This window comes from Pseudoalteromonas sp. SG44-5 (assembly GCF_014164175.1).
Classification (GTDB): domain Bacteria; phylum Pseudomonadota; class Gammaproteobacteria; order Enterobacterales; family Alteromonadaceae; genus Pseudoalteromonas; species Pseudoalteromonas nigrifaciens.
On sequence record NZ_JACJES010000001.1, the window covers coordinates 255,359 to 270,718 of the forward strand.

General features: G+C 41.0%; 12 protein-coding genes and 1 riboswitch. Of the genes, 5 read left to right on the top strand and 7 right to left on the bottom strand.

Annotation, left to right across the window (positions count from 1 at the left end; genetic code table 11):
• Nucleotides 1-20: 20 nt before the first annotated feature.
• From H5079_RS01265 to H5079_RS01275, 3 genes are read right to left on the bottom strand one after another with little or no spacing between them, the layout of a single operon-like run.
• Nucleotides 21-2,795 carry an ATPase gene (locus H5079_RS01265; RefSeq protein ID WP_011327928.1) on the bottom strand — a complete coding sequence of 925 codons (2,775 nt, stop codon included), beginning with the start codon at nucleotides 2,793-2,795 and terminating at the stop codon, nucleotides 21-23.
• Nucleotides 2,792-3,340 (bottom strand): condensin complex protein MksE, encoded by a 549-nt coding sequence (locus H5079_RS01270; protein ID WP_182683250.1) that lies wholly within the window; start codon nucleotides 3,338-3,340, stop codon nucleotides 2,792-2,794. Before H5079_RS01270 ends, H5079_RS01265 begins: the two co-directional genes overlap by 4 nt.
• 5 nt (nucleotides 3,341-3,345) lie before the next feature.
• The gene (locus H5079_RS01275; RefSeq protein WP_182677127.1) at nucleotides 3,346-4,617 is read right to left on the bottom strand and encodes a hypothetical protein; all 1,272 of its coding nucleotides are present in this window, start codon (nucleotides 4,615-4,617) and stop codon (nucleotides 3,346-3,348) included.
• A 231-nt stretch (nucleotides 4,618-4,848) separates the two neighbouring features.
• Between H5079_RS01275 and nhaD the strand changes: the two genes are divergently transcribed.
• Both nhaD and lysC read left to right on the top strand, forming a co-directional pair.
• Nucleotides 4,849-6,096 (top strand): sodium:proton antiporter NhaD, encoded by a 1,248-nt coding sequence (gene nhaD, locus H5079_RS01280; protein WP_089368114.1) that lies wholly within the window; start codon nucleotides 4,849-4,851, stop codon nucleotides 6,094-6,096.
• A 132-nt stretch (nucleotides 6,097-6,228) separates the two neighbouring features.
• Nucleotides 6,229-6,401, top strand: a riboswitch (Lysine riboswitch).
• Nucleotides 6,402-6,476: 75 nt separating this feature from the next.
• On the top strand, nucleotides 6,477-7,868 hold the full coding sequence (gene lysC, locus H5079_RS01285; RefSeq protein ID WP_182683251.1) for a lysine-sensitive aspartokinase 3: 1,392 nt from the start codon (nucleotides 6,477-6,479) through the stop codon (nucleotides 7,866-7,868).
• On the opposite strand, the gene H5079_RS01290 is transcribed toward lysC, so the two are convergent.
• Nucleotides 7,845-8,588 carry a 4'-phosphopantetheinyl transferase superfamily protein gene (locus H5079_RS01290; RefSeq protein WP_182683252.1) on the bottom strand — a complete coding sequence of 248 codons (744 nt, stop codon included), beginning with the start codon at nucleotides 8,586-8,588 and terminating at the stop codon, nucleotides 7,845-7,847. The two genes, lysC and H5079_RS01290, sit on opposite strands and share 24 nt — an antisense overlap.
• A 173-nt stretch (nucleotides 8,589-8,761) precedes the next feature.
• On the opposite strand from H5079_RS01290, the gene H5079_RS01295 reads away from it, so the two are divergent.
• A complete protein-coding gene (locus H5079_RS01295) occupies nucleotides 8,762-10,087 on the top strand; it encodes a sodium-dependent transporter (RefSeq protein WP_011327935.1) in 1,326 nt (441 codons plus the stop codon).
• A 52-nt stretch (nucleotides 10,088-10,139) separates the two neighbouring features.
• On the opposite strand, the gene H5079_RS01300 is transcribed toward H5079_RS01295, so the two are convergent.
• A complete protein-coding gene (locus H5079_RS01300) occupies nucleotides 10,140-10,634 on the bottom strand; it encodes a glutathione peroxidase (RefSeq protein ID WP_089368115.1) in 495 nt (164 codons plus the stop codon).
• A 118-nt stretch (nucleotides 10,635-10,752) separates the two neighbouring features.
• Here H5079_RS01300 and H5079_RS01305 point away from each other — a divergent pair, with 118 nt between their 5' ends.
• Nucleotides 10,753-11,634 (top strand): NAD(P)-dependent oxidoreductase, encoded by an 882-nt coding sequence (locus H5079_RS01305; protein ID WP_182683253.1) that lies wholly within the window; start codon nucleotides 10,753-10,755, stop codon nucleotides 11,632-11,634.
• 227 nt (nucleotides 11,635-11,861) lie between these two features.
• Here H5079_RS01305 and sbcB read toward each other — a convergent pair whose 3' ends face one another.
• Nucleotides 11,862-13,307: an exodeoxyribonuclease I gene (sbcB, locus tag H5079_RS01310; protein WP_011327938.1), complete on the bottom strand. Its 1,446-nt coding sequence runs from the start codon at nucleotides 13,305-13,307 to the stop codon at nucleotides 11,862-11,864.
• A 343-nt stretch (nucleotides 13,308-13,650) separates the two neighbouring features.
• Between sbcB and H5079_RS01315 the strand changes: the two genes are divergently transcribed.
• Entirely contained in the window at nucleotides 13,651-14,058 is a 408-nt protein-coding gene (locus H5079_RS01315; protein ID WP_011327941.1) for a hypothetical protein, read from the top strand.
• A gap of 131 nt (nucleotides 14,059-14,189) precedes the next feature.
• Here H5079_RS01315 and H5079_RS01320 read toward each other — a convergent pair whose 3' ends face one another.
• A complete protein-coding gene (locus H5079_RS01320) occupies nucleotides 14,190-15,359 on the bottom strand; it encodes an MFS transporter (RefSeq protein WP_011327942.1) in 1,170 nt (389 codons plus the stop codon).
• Nucleotide 15,360 lies beyond the last annotated feature (1 nt).

The following is a 15,360-nucleotide window of genomic DNA, read 5'->3' on the forward strand; positions in this document are numbered from 1 at the left end:
CTGAACCATTGATTAATTACTTAATGTTCAACTTCTATCCAGTCTTTTTCGTCTACCCAGTTTTGTGCACCGTCTTTAACTGAGCGAATTGGCACAATATAATCGCAGCTTGTTTGTGGTTTAACTGAGGCAAATATAGGGACGAAGCCAAAGCTAAGTGCGGTTTCAATAATTGCCTTTTGATTTTGCGGATCAATGTCGGCGGCTTCATCTATGTATATAGGTATACGGTATAAATTTTGTTCTTGTGAGCTTAACAAATAGCGAATAAACAACATACCACATAATAACTTAATAGTTATGCGCGTACCGTTTGAACCCGCCGAGTCTATTTTGTCAAAGTGTTCGGTATCGCCTGCGCGATTGACTACTTCAAAACGAATATCAAATAAATCGGTGAGGGTAAGGCCAGCTTTGTCGGAGGCGAGCTTAATTAAATGATCTTTCGCCTCGTTTACTGCGCTTTCGCTATACGGTTCTTGGCTGAGTAAATCCAGCGTGTCCCCTTGCTCAAACTGATGCGAGGTACTAATTATAGTATCTATACTATCAACTAACATTTTGCGCGGTATTACATTAATTTTAAATGCTTGCAGGTTCGAAATACGATGCTGGCTAATGCCTTTATTAAAGCTGTTCATTTCGCGGCGCAGGCGGTCTAAATCTTCGCGTAGGCCTTTAATGGTTGCGGCTACTTCTGTTAGGGCCACACGGCCTTGACGCTCAACGGCATCGCGTTCGTTATCAATGTTATGAAACGCACTAATGAGTTTTTGATACTTACTAAACTCATCGTTTTCGTTATCAAACTTGGTAATACCGGCATTATAAATATGCAAATAGGTATTGCGTACGTTTATCTCAAAGTTACGCAGCTCTTGGCAGTCTTTATTAAAGTGGTGCACTAGGTCGCTTAAATTATCAAAGTCTATTGTTACCTCTATCATGTAAGGGGTAACTTTGCCGCTGTATAAATCAAGCGTGTGATCAATTCGTTCGCTTTTCACTTGGCGCAGACGATCTGATTGGCGATTAATTTGCGCCTGTTTTGATTTAATAATTGAGCGTCTGTCGCTAATTGAGCCGCTATTTTTTTGAATGTCTTGTAGGTAGTCGTCAACCTGATCGCGCTCAGCTAACAACTGCTCTTTTAGCATGGTTTGTGCTTCAGCCGATTGCAGCATAGTGTCAAACTGCTCTAAACGTTTAAGGGCGGCCTCGGCGCTCATTAGTTCATCGTACAAGGTGTCTTTTTCTTTTTGCTTATCGGCCACATTTGCAGCTACATCGCGCTGTTGCTTAAACTCTTTTAAAGCATGCTCAAGGGCACTTAATTGAGCGGTTAGCTGCTCTTTATTTTCGCCGCTTTGCATTTGTACAGGGGAGAGCTTTTTAAGCTTAATACTCGCGCCAGGTAAGCTAAGCACGCCGCCTTTTACGTTTTCGCTTAAGTGCGATAAAAACGCACTAAATGCGTCTTCGTCATCAATGCTTATGTCGCCATTGCTGGTGGTTGCAAACGAGAGCATGTCGGGGTTTAAAATGCGCGAAATTTCTTCCACTTCTTTTAACGACAGCTCTTCGCGCATGCGGGTAAATAAATTAAACTCCAAGTTTTTAAGTTGTAGCTTTAAGCTCTTAATTTGTTTTTGGGTTTCGCTAATACGGTAGTCAAGTGTATGCAGGCTTTGCCCTTGTGCGCTGGTAATAGAGTGTGAAAGCGACTCGTAGTCTTGCTTTAACTGGGTAAGGCTCGTTTTAAGCGTGGCTTTGTTAACCAGTTCAAATTCGTTTTTAAGTGCGTTAAAATCTAAAAACCATTGCTCTATTTGCGTTTGCCTGCGCTCTATATCGCGCGATTGCTGTACGTACAAACTTTGCTTTTGTTCAAACTCGTGTTTTTCGTGCTCTATGTTTTCAAGTGCTATTGCTAGCTCTTCTAGTTGCGACTCTTGGTAGTTGTCAAAATCAATGAGTGCTTGGTCAATTTTTGGCGCATAAGCCGCTAATTTACCTTTTAGAACGGTTTGGTTCTCTAGCATCGACTCAAGCGCCGCTATGGGCTCTTGCATCGATTCAAGGGCGTGCAATTCACGTTTACTGCGGTTTACTTTATCGAACGAGCGACGCCACACTTCATAAAAGTCGACCTTAGAGTTAGACATGTGGCGCTCAAATACACGTAGCATAAATCGTTTTACATCGGCGGCACCGAGTTTATGTAAGTTAAGAATACGGCGAAATATTTCTTTATAAATAGTCGAATCTTGAACGTTATTAAGCGGGATCATTTTTAAGTTGATCTCGTCGTCAAACGGGGTTGCGCCGCCGGTGAGTAGGGCGTTTAGTTCTTGCGCTTTTAGCTCTATGGGGTTGTAACCAAGCTGTTTTAAATGGCTGAACAGCTTAGTGTATTTAATAATGGTTTTACCTTGGGTGTACTGCTCTAAATCAAGCTTGCCTTGGTAGCAAAAATATTGATGCGCATAACCGGCAATTTTCCCCAAACCCGCTACACCAATCACTACTGAGCCATGGGGCAAATTTGCTTCAAGCAAAATGTAGGATTGATCTGACGAAAAATAAAACTTTCGGGTTTCGTCTAAATCGTGGCCATCCCATTCGGTTAGGCGTAAATCGTTAATAAGCGGAAATTGCAGGGCATTTATTACTGAGCTTTTACCCGTATTGTTGGGCGCGCAAATAGAGCTGCTTTTATCCAGCGGGATCACACACTTTGCGTAACCTGCGGTATTGAGTAGGGCGAGTTTACTTAGTCCGTATAAATTTTTCATTGCTCGTCCTCTGTTAGGTAGGTTTCTTCGTTTACTTCCATTAAGGCATCTATATAGCGATGGATAGGGGCTTGTAGCATAAAGCCTGCTTCTACTTCGCGTGCCAAACCTAAGCGTACCATGCGCAGGTACACGTCTTTGCGCAGATCTGAACCCGAAAACATCTCTAGTTGATCAAACAAATGTTTGTTAATTTGCACTAAGGTTTGCATTAACTCTAAATCGTTTACTTCGTCGAACAAGGCGCGCATTGGGTCTTTGCCGGTGTTGGCGTAGTGCTCAATTAAAATATAAATAGTGAGCGCAATAGCACGGGATATTTTGCCCATATTGGGTGTGCTTTCGTCGCTGCTAAAGTAATAAAAGCCACGGCTGTCGTGTTTTAGCTCATTACCTAGGGCGCTAAATAGCGCGCTGTACGCGTCTATGTTTTGATCCAGCTCTTGCCACATTAGGTTGTCTTGTTCGCAAATATGATAACCCGCCACTAATTTTTTATTAATTGCTTGTAAGTGGGTAAGCTCGTTTAAGTTTATTTGTGTCATGGTGATTACTCATCTGCCTTACTAGGTGTTTGCGGCTGTGAATTATAGGGATAAAGAGAAAAATACTGACCGGCAATTTTAAAGCGCGCTTTTTCATCGCTTTGGCTTTTTTCAAGCTCGTTGTCACTTACTAATTTTTGATACAAAAACAGCATTTCTTCGGCATCTAAATCGGGGTAACTTTCGTCTAAAAATTGCAGCAATGGTTGCGGCTTTTTACGTTTTGTATTGAAGCGTTTTGCAAAGCTGCTTTTAACATCGTTGTAATCGGGAATATTTGGCGTTTGAAAAGGCGGTACATCTTGCTGATCAGGCAATTGATATTCTTGATGCTCAAACTCAACCAAACTTGCCATATAGGCAATTATATGGCGTTGTTGCCCCAGCGAGTAACGCTGTGCGTCGCTCACAAAATGCGGTTGCACCGCAGTTAGCATATTGTCTACGCCATTTTTACGCACTAGCCCAAGCACTTTTGCAGCTTGGCGGGTAATTAAGTTATTACGGCGTAGTTCTTCACGCAGCGGCATTAGCATGTCGGCACTTTTACGCAGGCTTTCGCGGCCGATTAAATGCATTTCGAGAATACGGGTACGTAATTGCTCTAGCATGCGTTTGTCGGTATATGCTTTACCCGATTGCTCAATATGCTCTATTTGCGTACTAATTTGCTGCTCTATAAGGTTAAAGCAGGCATGAAAATCGCCTCGAATATCAACCATTTCTAGCATTGGCTCTATGTATTCGTCAAACGCTTCTATTACCGCTTTATAACGCTTTTGCAGCGATTGCACCGCGTTATTAGATTTAGCTTGCTCAACAATATTTAAAATGGCGTTTTCGTTGTGTGCGTACAGTTTCATTATTTTGCGCACCCGATCATCCATAATACGGCTAAAACGGCGTAAGTCGTCAAAGTCTTCCACTTCGCCCGCGTTAGCTAAGCGATCGCCAAGGCGGGCTAAATCCTCTACTAATACGCTAATTTCTTGTGCTAAACCTAAATGTTCTTCTTGCAGTAAAAATGTAGCAAAGTCGGCAATGGCACGGTTTATTTCAAGCTGCGAAGATTTCGCTAAAGGAATTATAATATCTTGATTTAACAAGCGATTAGTTTCTTTATAAATACGCTCGTTATGCCATGTAGGTTGTTTTTGTTTAATGGCATTTTGCAAATCTTTAATACTAAAGTCGGCCATTTTAAAACGTTTAAATAATAGCTCTAGCACCCCCCAATGTTCGCTAAGGGTATTTAATAGCTTTTTAGCTGGGATCATAAGGCGTTTATACATCCTAGTATGTTGTTAAATAAGTAGCTAAATAAGCTAGTTATTCGTAATTTTAATAGCGCTGATAGCTATATGGTATTCGTTTTTACAACGATTTAATAATAGTTTTTACCAGGTCATAGTGATAACATCCGCACCGAAAATAGGCACACGAAATGTGCGGCTCTATTTTCTTCATAGGTTCAATTTTTACATTATTCCAAAGGTTGTTCAATTATCATGGTTTCCTCTATTATCCTGACTTTAATAGCGATTGCATTTTTGCTGATCGTTATTGAGGATATAATCCACGTAAACAAAGCTAAAACGACACTTTTTTTTGGTACGCTCTGCTGGATTATCTCTTTTATCTTCCCTATTAATGGGCAAAGCCCTGATACGATTCAATCACTCCTTAATCATAATATTTTAGAAATTGCCTCCTTATGGTTGTTTTTAATGGCGGCAATGACCTTTGTTGCCTATTTAAACTCAAAAGGGTTTATCGAAAATATTGTTAACCGGATTATGCCAAAACGAATTAGCGAACGTAAGTTAATGTTTTTGGTTGGTGTTTTTGCATTTATATTCTCTTCTATTTCCGATAACGTAACCGCTACGCTTATATCTTTAGCGGTGGTTTTATCATTAAAACTTGAAGCCAAAAAGCTAATTAGATACGCCACGCTGATTATCTTTGCGGTTAACTCCGGTGGTGTGTCGTTAATTACCGGCGATGTAACCACGTTAATGATATTTTTAGATGGCAAAGTAACTATTAGCAATTTGTTATTGTTAATTGGGCCAGCATTTGTAAGTGTGATGCTGTTAGCCGCACTGTTGTCAATTGGCTTAAATGGCCAGCTCGACTTTACTAAAACCAAGCAAAAACGCATTGAAAAAACCGATATTACAATTGCAGTTATCTTCTTATCTACGGTTATTGCTACCTTAACACTGAGTGTTTTATACAGTGTACCGCCATTGCTTACCTTTTTGTTTGGTTTGTCTATGATGTTTTTAGTAGCGCAATTTTTAATGCGCAAAAAAGACATAAACAAAGACATGATAGATTTCATTCGTGAAATAGAATACGACACCTTGTTGTTTTTTGTAGGTGTATTATTACTGGTAGGAGCGCTAAAAGAAGTTGGTATGTTAAGCCACTTTAGCGACCTGTACACAATAATGGCACCTGAATACGCAAACTATTTAATGGGTATATTGTCGGCAGGCGTTGATAACGTACCACTTACAGCCGCGTTATTAAAAGCAGATATAGTAATGACACAACAGCATTGGCTGTCGTTTACCTATGCCACAGGCGTAGGGGGCTCTATGTTAATTATAGGCTCAGCGGCGGGTATTATTGCCATGAGTAAAGTTAAAGAACTGACCTTTATGAACTACTTACGTTTGTCGTTTTATTTATTAATTTGTTACACCGTAGGCTATACCGGCTCATACTTAATGGCTGGTTTTGTTTAATATTAGTTATTAAAGTGCTTGACAGCTAGATGTCTAAACGATAACTTTCAAAGCCCCAGTAAAGTATTGAGCTTTTCAATATATTGCTGGGGTTTTGTTTTATTAGTGATTGCTGAAATAGCCATTAATACAACATTCAGAAGAGGTGCGATACTTAGGTATTTAATGTGAGGTGACGAACGCCGTTGAGCATTAAAGAGGGAAGTACTCGCCGAGAAAAATAACACGTCGTCGTCGTTATTTTTCGGTTTATGGGGCTGAATCCTCAAAACTGTCACCAATATAGGTGGAGAGCTTCTGGCAGTGAATTTTCTTACCTTATATTTGCTGCCAAGTTCTTCTTGTTTTATTACGGTTTGGATGCCGTGAAAGGAGACGAAATGACAACCCAATCAGTGCCACATGTATTATTAGGCAACAAATCAAATTATACCGTTGCTAAATTTGGCGGCACCAGCGTAGCTAACTTTGCAGCTATGGATCACAGTAGTAAAATAATAGTAGCAGATAAAAGCGTGCGTATTGTTGCACTAAGCGCCAGCGCAGGAGTCACTAATCATTTAGTTGAGCTGTGCAATAGCAGCCTTAGCGAAGATGAGCGCCAAGCGCATATTAACGGTGTGCTAGCGATTCAGCAGGCTATTTTAGCTGAATTGAGTTTAGATACCGATTTAGAGCAGGGCTTTGCCCAGACGTTAGCGGCATTTGAAAAACTAGCCAGCCAAACGTTACAAACAAAAGCGCTACATGACGAGCTATTAAGTTTTGGCGAGCGATTATCAACTTATTTATTTACCCAAGTGCTGCGCTCAAAAGGTTTAAATGCAATACGCTTTGACGTGCGCCAAGTGCTTAAAACCGACAGTCAATTTGGTAAAGCAACTCCTAATGTTGCAGCTACTGCACAAGCAGCAAGCGCATTACTTATTCCGCTGTTAGACGATCAAGTAATTGTTACACAGGGCTTTATTGGCAGCGACGAGCACGGCCAAACGACCACTTTAGGGCGCGGTGGATCAGACTACAGCGCGGCATTATTGGCCGAGGCTATTCATGCCAAAAGTGTACATATTTGGACTGATGTAGTGGGTATTTTTAGTACCGACCCGCGTTTATGTGTAAAAGCCACGCCAATTGCACGCCTCAGCTTTGACGAAGCCGCCGAAATGGCTACCTTTGGTGCAAAAGTATTGCATCCGGCAACTATTTTACCCGCCAGCCGCAGCCATATTAATGTGTTTGTAGGGTCGAGCCGTGAACCTGAGCGTGGTGGTACTTGGATTGAGCGTGAAAAGTCGCAACTGCCAGGAATCCGCGCAGTAACACAACGCAAAAACCAAATATTACTTACTCTTAAAAGCCCAGAAATGCTATTAGCTAGTGGCTTTTTAGCACGAGTATTTACTATTTTAAGTGAGTTTAATATTTCGGTAGATTTAGTGACCACCTCTGAAATTAGCGTAGCAATAACGCTTGATAACGCGCCTAATGCATCGCGCCCAGAGCTTGATCAGGGGTGTTTAGATAAACTTGCTGAGTTTTGCCATGTATCGGTAGAAAATAACTTAACTTTAGTGGCGCTTATTGGCTCAGAAATACAGTTACGCCAGCATGAAATGAACTTAATGCAGGTATTAAGTGACTTTAATATACGGCTAATTTGCCACGGTGCAAGTAAGCATAACTTGTGCTTTTTGGTCGAGCAAGGCGAATCCGACAACGTAGTGCAAGCTATTCATAGCCGACTATTAGAGAGCGATTGCGCGGCCTAATACAGCTAAATTAATAAGAGAGCACTGCCAGTCAGTGCTTTTTTCACTCACTACACTTATATCAAACTTACCCACCACAGCACTGCTGGCATTAAGCTGCGCGCAAGTTAACTCAGTAAACACATTAGGGCTTAGCAACTTGGCAATAGGGCGGCTGGTGGCTTTAGCGAGCGCTTCTTTTAAGGTCCAAATTCTAAAAAAGTGTTTAGCTTGATCCTCTGCATTGGCAGGCTTGGTGATCAGCGCAATTTCATCGGTATGATAAAAATGCTTTGCGAGCTTTTCAAATGGGCGCTTTGTGCTTATTTTTTCAATATCGAAACCAAACTGGGCTTTTGTAGGGTTAAGTGCAGCGCCAACAAAACCATTAGAATGCGATATACAGGTATTAATAACGGTGTGGCTGTTATTAATGTGTAGCGCTAATTTACTTGTTTGTAGGTTAAACTCTGAACTTATATTACACGGCTTAATGCCCGCCATATTAGGGTGCGAGGTTATAACTAAATACTTAAGTAATAATCGCGTGGCTAAATATTCTTGCTTGGCCGAGACACTTTTACGGCGGTTTATTATTTGCAGCTCAAAAGGGCTTAAATAATCAGGCAAATTATATTGGCTTATATCGAGCGTTTTAGCGTCAAACAATAAAATAGGACTTTTATTGTTACTAAAAGGCTGATTAATTTGCAGGGTGTTTTTAAAGTAAAGTGAACTCATAAACGCTCAAAATAATAATAAATTTAATACCGATTACCTGCTTGTATGCATAAGCTGAACATATAGTGAGCGGTTGTTAGTTGTTGTGCGCGCTAGGTACATTTTTATTACTAAGGCGCGATGAAATATGGTTTAATTCACAACAGCTAAAATAATAACAGATTTGTAGGTGTATGACACAAGTGCGTGATGGTTTTCAAAGTCGACTTGGTTTTGTATTGGCCGCCGCTGGCGCAGCGGTAGGTTTAGGTAATATATGGGGTTTTCCTACGCAGGCTGCTAATCATGGTGGCGGTGCTTTTTTACTGGTTTACTTTATTGTTATATTTTTACTTGCTTTGCCGGCTTTATATACCGAGCTGTATTTAGGGTATTACGCCCAAGCTAATCCGGTAAAAGCACTTAGGCAAGCATGGCAAAATAAAGCCCCTAAAGTAGGCGCGGCTGCAGGTTATATTGGCCTTGGCGGCGCTATTGTAATGCTTAGCTTTTATTCAATAGTGGCGGGGTGGATGCTGTCGTATGCTATTGAACCCGTAACTACATTTTTAGGCTTTAGCGGCGCTAGCGAATTTTTACACAGCGACTCTGCGCTGCGTAATTTTGTGTTTACCCCACTTATGCTTATTTTAACCGCGAGTATTATTTTAAAAGGGGTTAAATCGGGTATTGAAACCTGGTCACGGCGTTTAATGCCGGTGCTACTAGTATTGCTAATTGGTTTAATTATTTATATTGCAACGCTAGATGGTGCAAGTGATGGCTTTGCAGCGTATTTAATACCTGATTTTAGCCAAATACTCGACCCTAACTTAATTATTGCAGCTATGGGGCAAGCCTTTTTCTCCTTATCGCTAGGTGTGGGCTGTATGATGATTTACGGCTCGTATTTAAAACCCGGTGCTAACTTACCAAAACTGACTGCCAGCGTAGCACTACTCGATACCAGTGTGGCCTTTTTAGCTGGTTTACTTATTGTGCCTGCTATTTATGTGGCGCAGCACAACGGCGTAGAAGTGTTTAGTAACGGTAAATTAATTGGCGAAGGGCAGCTTATTTTTGCCATTTTACCAGCGTTATTCAGCACCATGGGCGATATTGGCTTATTGGTTGGTTTATTGTTTTTTGTATTAATGTCGATAGCATCGGTTACTTCTACTATATCAACCACCGAAATTCCGGTGGCGTTTTTAGTCGAAAACCACGGCGTTGATCGCACTAAAGCTACGTGGCTGGTTAGTGGCGTAGTGCTAGTGTTTGCCAGCTTAATAATACTTAATTTTGATTGGTTATTTGGCTTGGTTATTATGGTATTTACCCAGTACCAATTACCGTTAATGGGGCTGTTTTACTTTGTTACAGTGGGCTGGTTATGGCAGCGCGGTAACAAATTACACCAAGCAACTAGCGGCGCGCATTACTGGTTTGCTCAGTACATACGTTTTGTTTGTCCAATATTAATGACCTTGGTATTTGCCAATGTGGCATTTAGTAGTTAAGCATTACTGCACGTTATAAAAAAACGGGAGCTTTTGCTCTCGTTTTGCTTTGTTATCTAGCTGTTAGCAATAACTGATTTTCAATTGCCTGCTTTAACGTTTCTGGCTTGGTGCGCGGCGCATAACGAGAAACAAGTTGGCCTTGCGAATTAATTAAAAATTTAGTGAAGTTCCACTTTATTACTCGTCCTTGCGAAATACCTCTGGTGTGCAGCTTTAAGTAATTAAACAAGGGGTGAGCTTCTGGGCCGTTTACCATTACTTTGGCAAATATTTCAAATGTGGTATTAAATTGCGCTTGATAAAAGCTGTTAATGGCTAAATTATCAAGCGGCTCCTTTTGGCCAAATTGATTGCACGGAAACGCTAAAATGGTAAATCCACTGTTTTTATACTGCTGATACAGTTTTTCTAAAGCGGTTAACTGCGCCGAAAAATGACATTCACTGGCAATATTTACAATAAGTAGCGTTTTGCCTTTTAACTGCTTAAAAGAAAAAAGTGCCTTGTTACAGCATTCTGCATTAAATTGATAAATACTATCCATAGATCACCTACTTAATTTCCTATTAAATAAACTTTATAAAGACTTCATTCGCTTTTTTATCAACCGATTGACATAATCAGGCATGGTTTTTAAGTTATCAGTTTAATAGGTCATTTTTATGTCAATGAAAGTAGCATTTATAGGTTTAGGCGTAATGGGTTACCCAATGGCGGGGCATTTAGCAAAAGCAGGGCACAGTGTGTGCGTTTATAACCGTACTCAAGCTAAAGCTCAAAAGTGGGCTAACGAATTTAGCGGCAGCTTTGCAGCCTCTCCACGCGAAGCTGTAAACGATGCCGACATTGTATTTATGTGTGTGGGTAACGACGACGATTTACGCTCGGTAGTATATGGCGAAAATGGGGTGTTAGCCGGTATTAAAGCGGGCAGTATTTTGGTCGATCATACTACTACTTCAGCAACTGTGGCACGCGAAGTGGCAGCAAAAGCAGCGTTATTAAAAGTCGACTTTATTGACGCGCCAGTATCGGGTGGCCAAGCTGGCGCCGAAAATGGCGTGCTTACAGTAATGGCTGGTGGCAGCGAAGCTGTATTTGCCAAAGTGCAGCCTGTTATGACGGCATTTAGTCGTTTTAGCCAATTGTTAGGTGGCGTAGGCTCAGGGCAATTATGTAAAATGGTTAATCAAATTTGTATTGCGGGTGCAGTACAGGGCTTAGCCGAAGGCTTACATTTTGCAAAGCAAGCAGGGCTTGATGGTGAAAAAGTAATAGAAACTATTTCTAAAGGCGCAGCCGGTTCGTGGCAAATGGAAAACCGTTACAAAACCATGTGGGCAGGGGAATACGACTTTGGTTTTGCAGTTGATTGGATGCGTAAAGACTTAGGCATAGCGCTTAATGAGGCTAAAAATAACGGCGCAACGCTAGCAATGACAGCCACAGTAGATGGGTACTACGCCGACGTGCAAGCATTAGGCGGTGGCCGCTACGATACATCAAGCTTACTTGCACGCATTGAAGCACAGCATAAAAAATAACGTTTACCTTGAGTATGTCGTTGTAGACGCCAAGCTTGCGTGCAAAGCCCGTAAAGTGATTTATTCACCAAGAGGTTAAGAGGCGCTGCGCTTTTAGAGGAAGTGATAGATCTAAAAAGATCATTGTTGGTTTTATGTCTTCTCATTTACTTAAAACAAAAAACGCGACGCTTTAGTTATAAAGCGTCGCGTTTTTGTATGCCTTGTACCAATAAACTTAAAGCAAGCTACATGCTTTGTGCGTAGTTATATAAGGCTTTTAAAATGGTTAGGTTTTTTTCACTGTCGTCGTGCTCATGGGCTAAATTTTCAAGTGTGATCATAAAGTCTTGAGCGTTAATTGAGGGTTGATCTTCCCCGTGCATTAACTTGTTTTGACAATACTGACGCCATTGATCCAGCTCTTGCTGGTTAAGCGTTTGCGGCCAGTTACGAGCGCGGTATCTAAACAATAAAGTATTAAACTTTTTATTTTCAAAATCGAGTTTTAAATCGGCTAAGTCTTCGGGTTTTGCATCGCGAATAATCGCAAATTTAGCTTTATCAGCATGGCTAGTAAACCCATCGTAAAGTAAATAGTCAACGTTAGTTGTGGCGCTGTAATCGCCTTGTTCGTTAAACACCTCAGTTACTTTATCGCGCAACTCGCTATTGGCTTTTAACACCGCCAAGTTTTTTAAACATTGCTCGCGGTCAATGCCTAAACGCGCTGCATTTTCAGGTAATAACGTTTTAGCAGGTGCTAAAATAGGGCACTTGTTTAAATGCACTAGTTTTAACCCTACGGGTAATTCGTCTTCAGCTAAATCAATACGCTTGGTATATAAACGTTTACGTAATTGCTCAACACTTAAATCAATAAGTACTTGTGGGCTTTGGGTTAAATCAAAACAAATTACGGCATTTTTATTTACCGGATGAAAGCTCATAGGTGCAACCCAGCTAGTACAGCCTTGCGTTGCTGGAATGCGTGAGCTGGTATGTACAAGCGGGGTCATGTTAAATACATCAACCAACTCAGCCAAGGCTTTTTTACCACGTAAACTAAAAAAGAAGTTATACAGCTTTGGCTGCTTGTCTTTTATTAGTTTAGCCAGTGCAATAGTAGCGGTTACATCGCTTAGTGCATCGTGCGCCGCAGCGTGTTCAATACCGTTGGCAACGGTTAAATGCTCTAACTTAAAGCTTGGGCTACCGTCTTCTTTTAACGGCCATTCAATGCCCTCTGGGCGCAGTGCATAACAAGCACGCACTAAATCAATAATGTCCCAGCGGCTATTGTTGTTTTTATATTCGCGCTCGTACGGGTCGTAAAAGTTACGATAAAAGCTATAACGGCTTACTTCGTCATCAAAGCGAATACTGTTATAACCGGCAACACAGGTATTTGGCACACTAAATTGTGCATGAATTTTTGCTATAAATTCAGCCTCAACCAAGCCTTTTTTCATCGCCACTTGTGGCGTAATACCGGTAATTAAACACGCCTCAGGATGCGGCAAGTAATCCGCCTGCGGTTTACAGTATTCAATAAGCGGCTCACCAATAATATTCAAATCAAGATCAGTACGAACACCCGCAAACTGGCTCGGCTTATCCTTTTGCGGACTAGCCCCCCAAGTCTCGTAGTCGTGCCAATAGATTGTTGCTTGATTTTGCTCTTGATATGCCATGCGTAAAACCTTGAGTAGTTAACTTTAAAGCGCCAAAAATAGCGCCAAGTTACTAAAATTATGAATTATTTAGATTATGGCATATGGGCGGGGGAGTTTATAGTTTTGGGTGAAAAATGATGTGCTTGCTTTTTAAGCATAAGTGAAGCAAAAAGTAAGTAGAGGGGCTACGACAACTAGATAAATTATATGAGAGTAAATTAATGAATCATCACTAGACTAAAGTCTATAGGTTAGTTTTATTCACCTATCGAGTTTATTTTAATCGTTTGTCGATTTTGTGTTAATTCTCTAAAGTTCAGTTGTCGGCAACAAGCACGACTTAACTAATAGGACTATGACCATGAAATTAACACTTATCAAAACTATCGCTCTTAGCTCACTACTTACATGTTCAGCTGCTGCAATGGCTGAGCAAAGTGATTACAAATTAATGGTTATTGAAACCGCAACTGCACCACAGCAGTTGGAGCAATCGTTTAACAGCTGTGCGCTTAACGTTAAGTCAAAAAATTACGCTGAAGCTGAAGCCGTGTGTACACAAGCAATTGCACTATTAAATAATGCACAAGGCTCTAAATTTAAACTACGCCAGCTTACATCGTACGCGTTAAGTAACCGTGGTGTTGCACGTTTAAAAGCAAATAACGAGACTGCTGCAATCGCTGATTTATACGAGGCAGTGCAGCTTAATAAAAACGCACTTGTATCACATAACTTAACGCGCGCTAAACAAGAGCTATCTTTATAAGAAGCATTAAATAGCAAAGATTAAAAAGGGCGATGCCTTTATAAAGTATTATTATTAATTGTGAACAACAAAAAATGCCGCTCATTTTACTGAGCGGCATTTTTGTATTACTAATTTATGTGGTTGCTAGCTTAGCCTGCAACGGGTGTACTGCCTGTTGGAATGTCTTTCATGCTTTTAATTAGCATGTAAATACAGGTGGTGGCTAAGCAGCCACCTAAATAAAGTAAAATACCATCGCTTGCATCAGAGAAGTTAGCTGCAAGCATTGGGCCTAGCACAGAGCCTAGGCTGTAGCTTAAAAGCATGATTTCGGTTGCTGATACAATTTTAGCCATAGGCAAAGAGTCGCAGGCGAGCGTAATGGCAATAGGATAAAGTGCAAAGCTTGCTGCCCCTAACACTAAATAGCTAACAACTAAGCCGCTAAAGCTGGTTGCTTGCAATATACCTAACACACTTGCTGCACCTAAAAAGCAAAACATTGCCATGAGTAAGTTTTTACCCATACGAGTAGATAAGTAACTTACAAGTGGCTGTACTAACATGCCGCCAAGAATAATAATTGCCATTAGCAAACCTGTGTATTGAGCTTGCTCGCTTTGTGCTGCGATATATACAGGCATTAATCCGTAAATTGGCCCCAGTAATAGCCCCGACGCTAAGCAACCTAATATTGCTGGACGGCTAAGGGTTTTAATTTCTTTTAATGGCAGTTTTTGTAGCTCTTGGCTATCTGGTTGGCCTGATGTAATTAATAGCGGTGCTAAAATTGCTAGCAATAATAAACCAACTACAAATAAGTAGGGCACAGCGCCTACCGTGCCTAGCGGTGCTATAGCAAGTTGGCCTACTGCGCTGCCGCCATAAAGCGAGGTCATGTAAAGGCCTAAACGTTTAGCACGAGCTTTAGGCGTGTTGGTCATTAATAACCACGATTCAACCACCACAAATACACCTGCAACGGCCATACCGGCAACAAAACGCGCCATTAACCAAACCCCAGCTTTAGGCATAACTAGCTGAGCAAGAACACTTAAAATTAATAAACTAAGAAATAAAATAAAAGCAAACCTGTGGCCTATTTTTACTACTATGCGTTCAATGCATGTAGCGCCAATAAGTAAGCCAAAATAAAATACACTCGCTAGCCATGGGGCAAGATCTACATCGAGTTTAAATGCCGATAGCGATAGCGGGATCAGGCTCATTAAAAAGCCAGAAGCTATAGCAAAAAAAGACAAACCGATAACAGGTGCTAACGGGTTATTTGACTTGCTAGTAGCAACGAATTCTATCATT

Excerpts from the sequence above, each read along its gene's own strand:
- H5079_RS01300 (WP_089368115.1), bottom strand. The coding sequence starts at position 10,634 with ATGGATAGTATTTATCAATTTAATGCAGAATGCTGTAACAAGGCACTT.
- H5079_RS01315 (WP_011327941.1), top strand. The coding sequence starts at position 13,651 with ATGAAATTAACACTTATCAAAACTATCGCTCTTAGCTCACTACTTACA.
- H5079_RS01270 (WP_182683250.1), bottom strand. The coding sequence starts at position 3,340 with ATGACACAAATAAACTTAAACGAGCTTACCCACTTACAAGCAATTAAT.
- H5079_RS01275 (WP_182677127.1), bottom strand. The coding sequence starts at position 4,617 with ATGATCCCAGCTAAAAAGCTATTAAATACCCTTAGCGAACATTGGGGG.
- H5079_RS01305 (WP_182683253.1), top strand. The coding sequence starts at position 10,753 with ATGTCAATGAAAGTAGCATTTATAGGTTTAGGCGTAATGGGTTACCCA.
- H5079_RS01320 (WP_011327942.1), bottom strand. The coding sequence starts at position 15,359 with ATGATAGAATTCGTTGCTACTAGCAAGTCAAATAACCCGTTAGCACCT.
- sbcB (WP_011327938.1), bottom strand. The coding sequence starts at position 13,307 with ATGGCATATCAAGAGCAAAATCAAGCAACAATCTATTGGCACGACTAC.
- nhaD (WP_089368114.1), top strand. The coding sequence starts at position 4,849 with ATGGTTTCCTCTATTATCCTGACTTTAATAGCGATTGCATTTTTGCTG.
- lysC (WP_182683251.1), top strand. The coding sequence starts at position 6,477 with ATGACAACCCAATCAGTGCCACATGTATTATTAGGCAACAAATCAAAT.
- H5079_RS01295 (WP_011327935.1), top strand. The coding sequence starts at position 8,762 with ATGACACAAGTGCGTGATGGTTTTCAAAGTCGACTTGGTTTTGTATTG.
- H5079_RS01265 (WP_011327928.1), bottom strand. The coding sequence starts at position 2,795 with ATGAAAAATTTATACGGACTAAGTAAACTCGCCCTACTCAATACCGCA.
- H5079_RS01290 (WP_182683252.1), bottom strand. The coding sequence starts at position 8,588 with ATGAGTTCACTTTACTTTAAAAACACCCTGCAAATTAATCAGCCTTTT.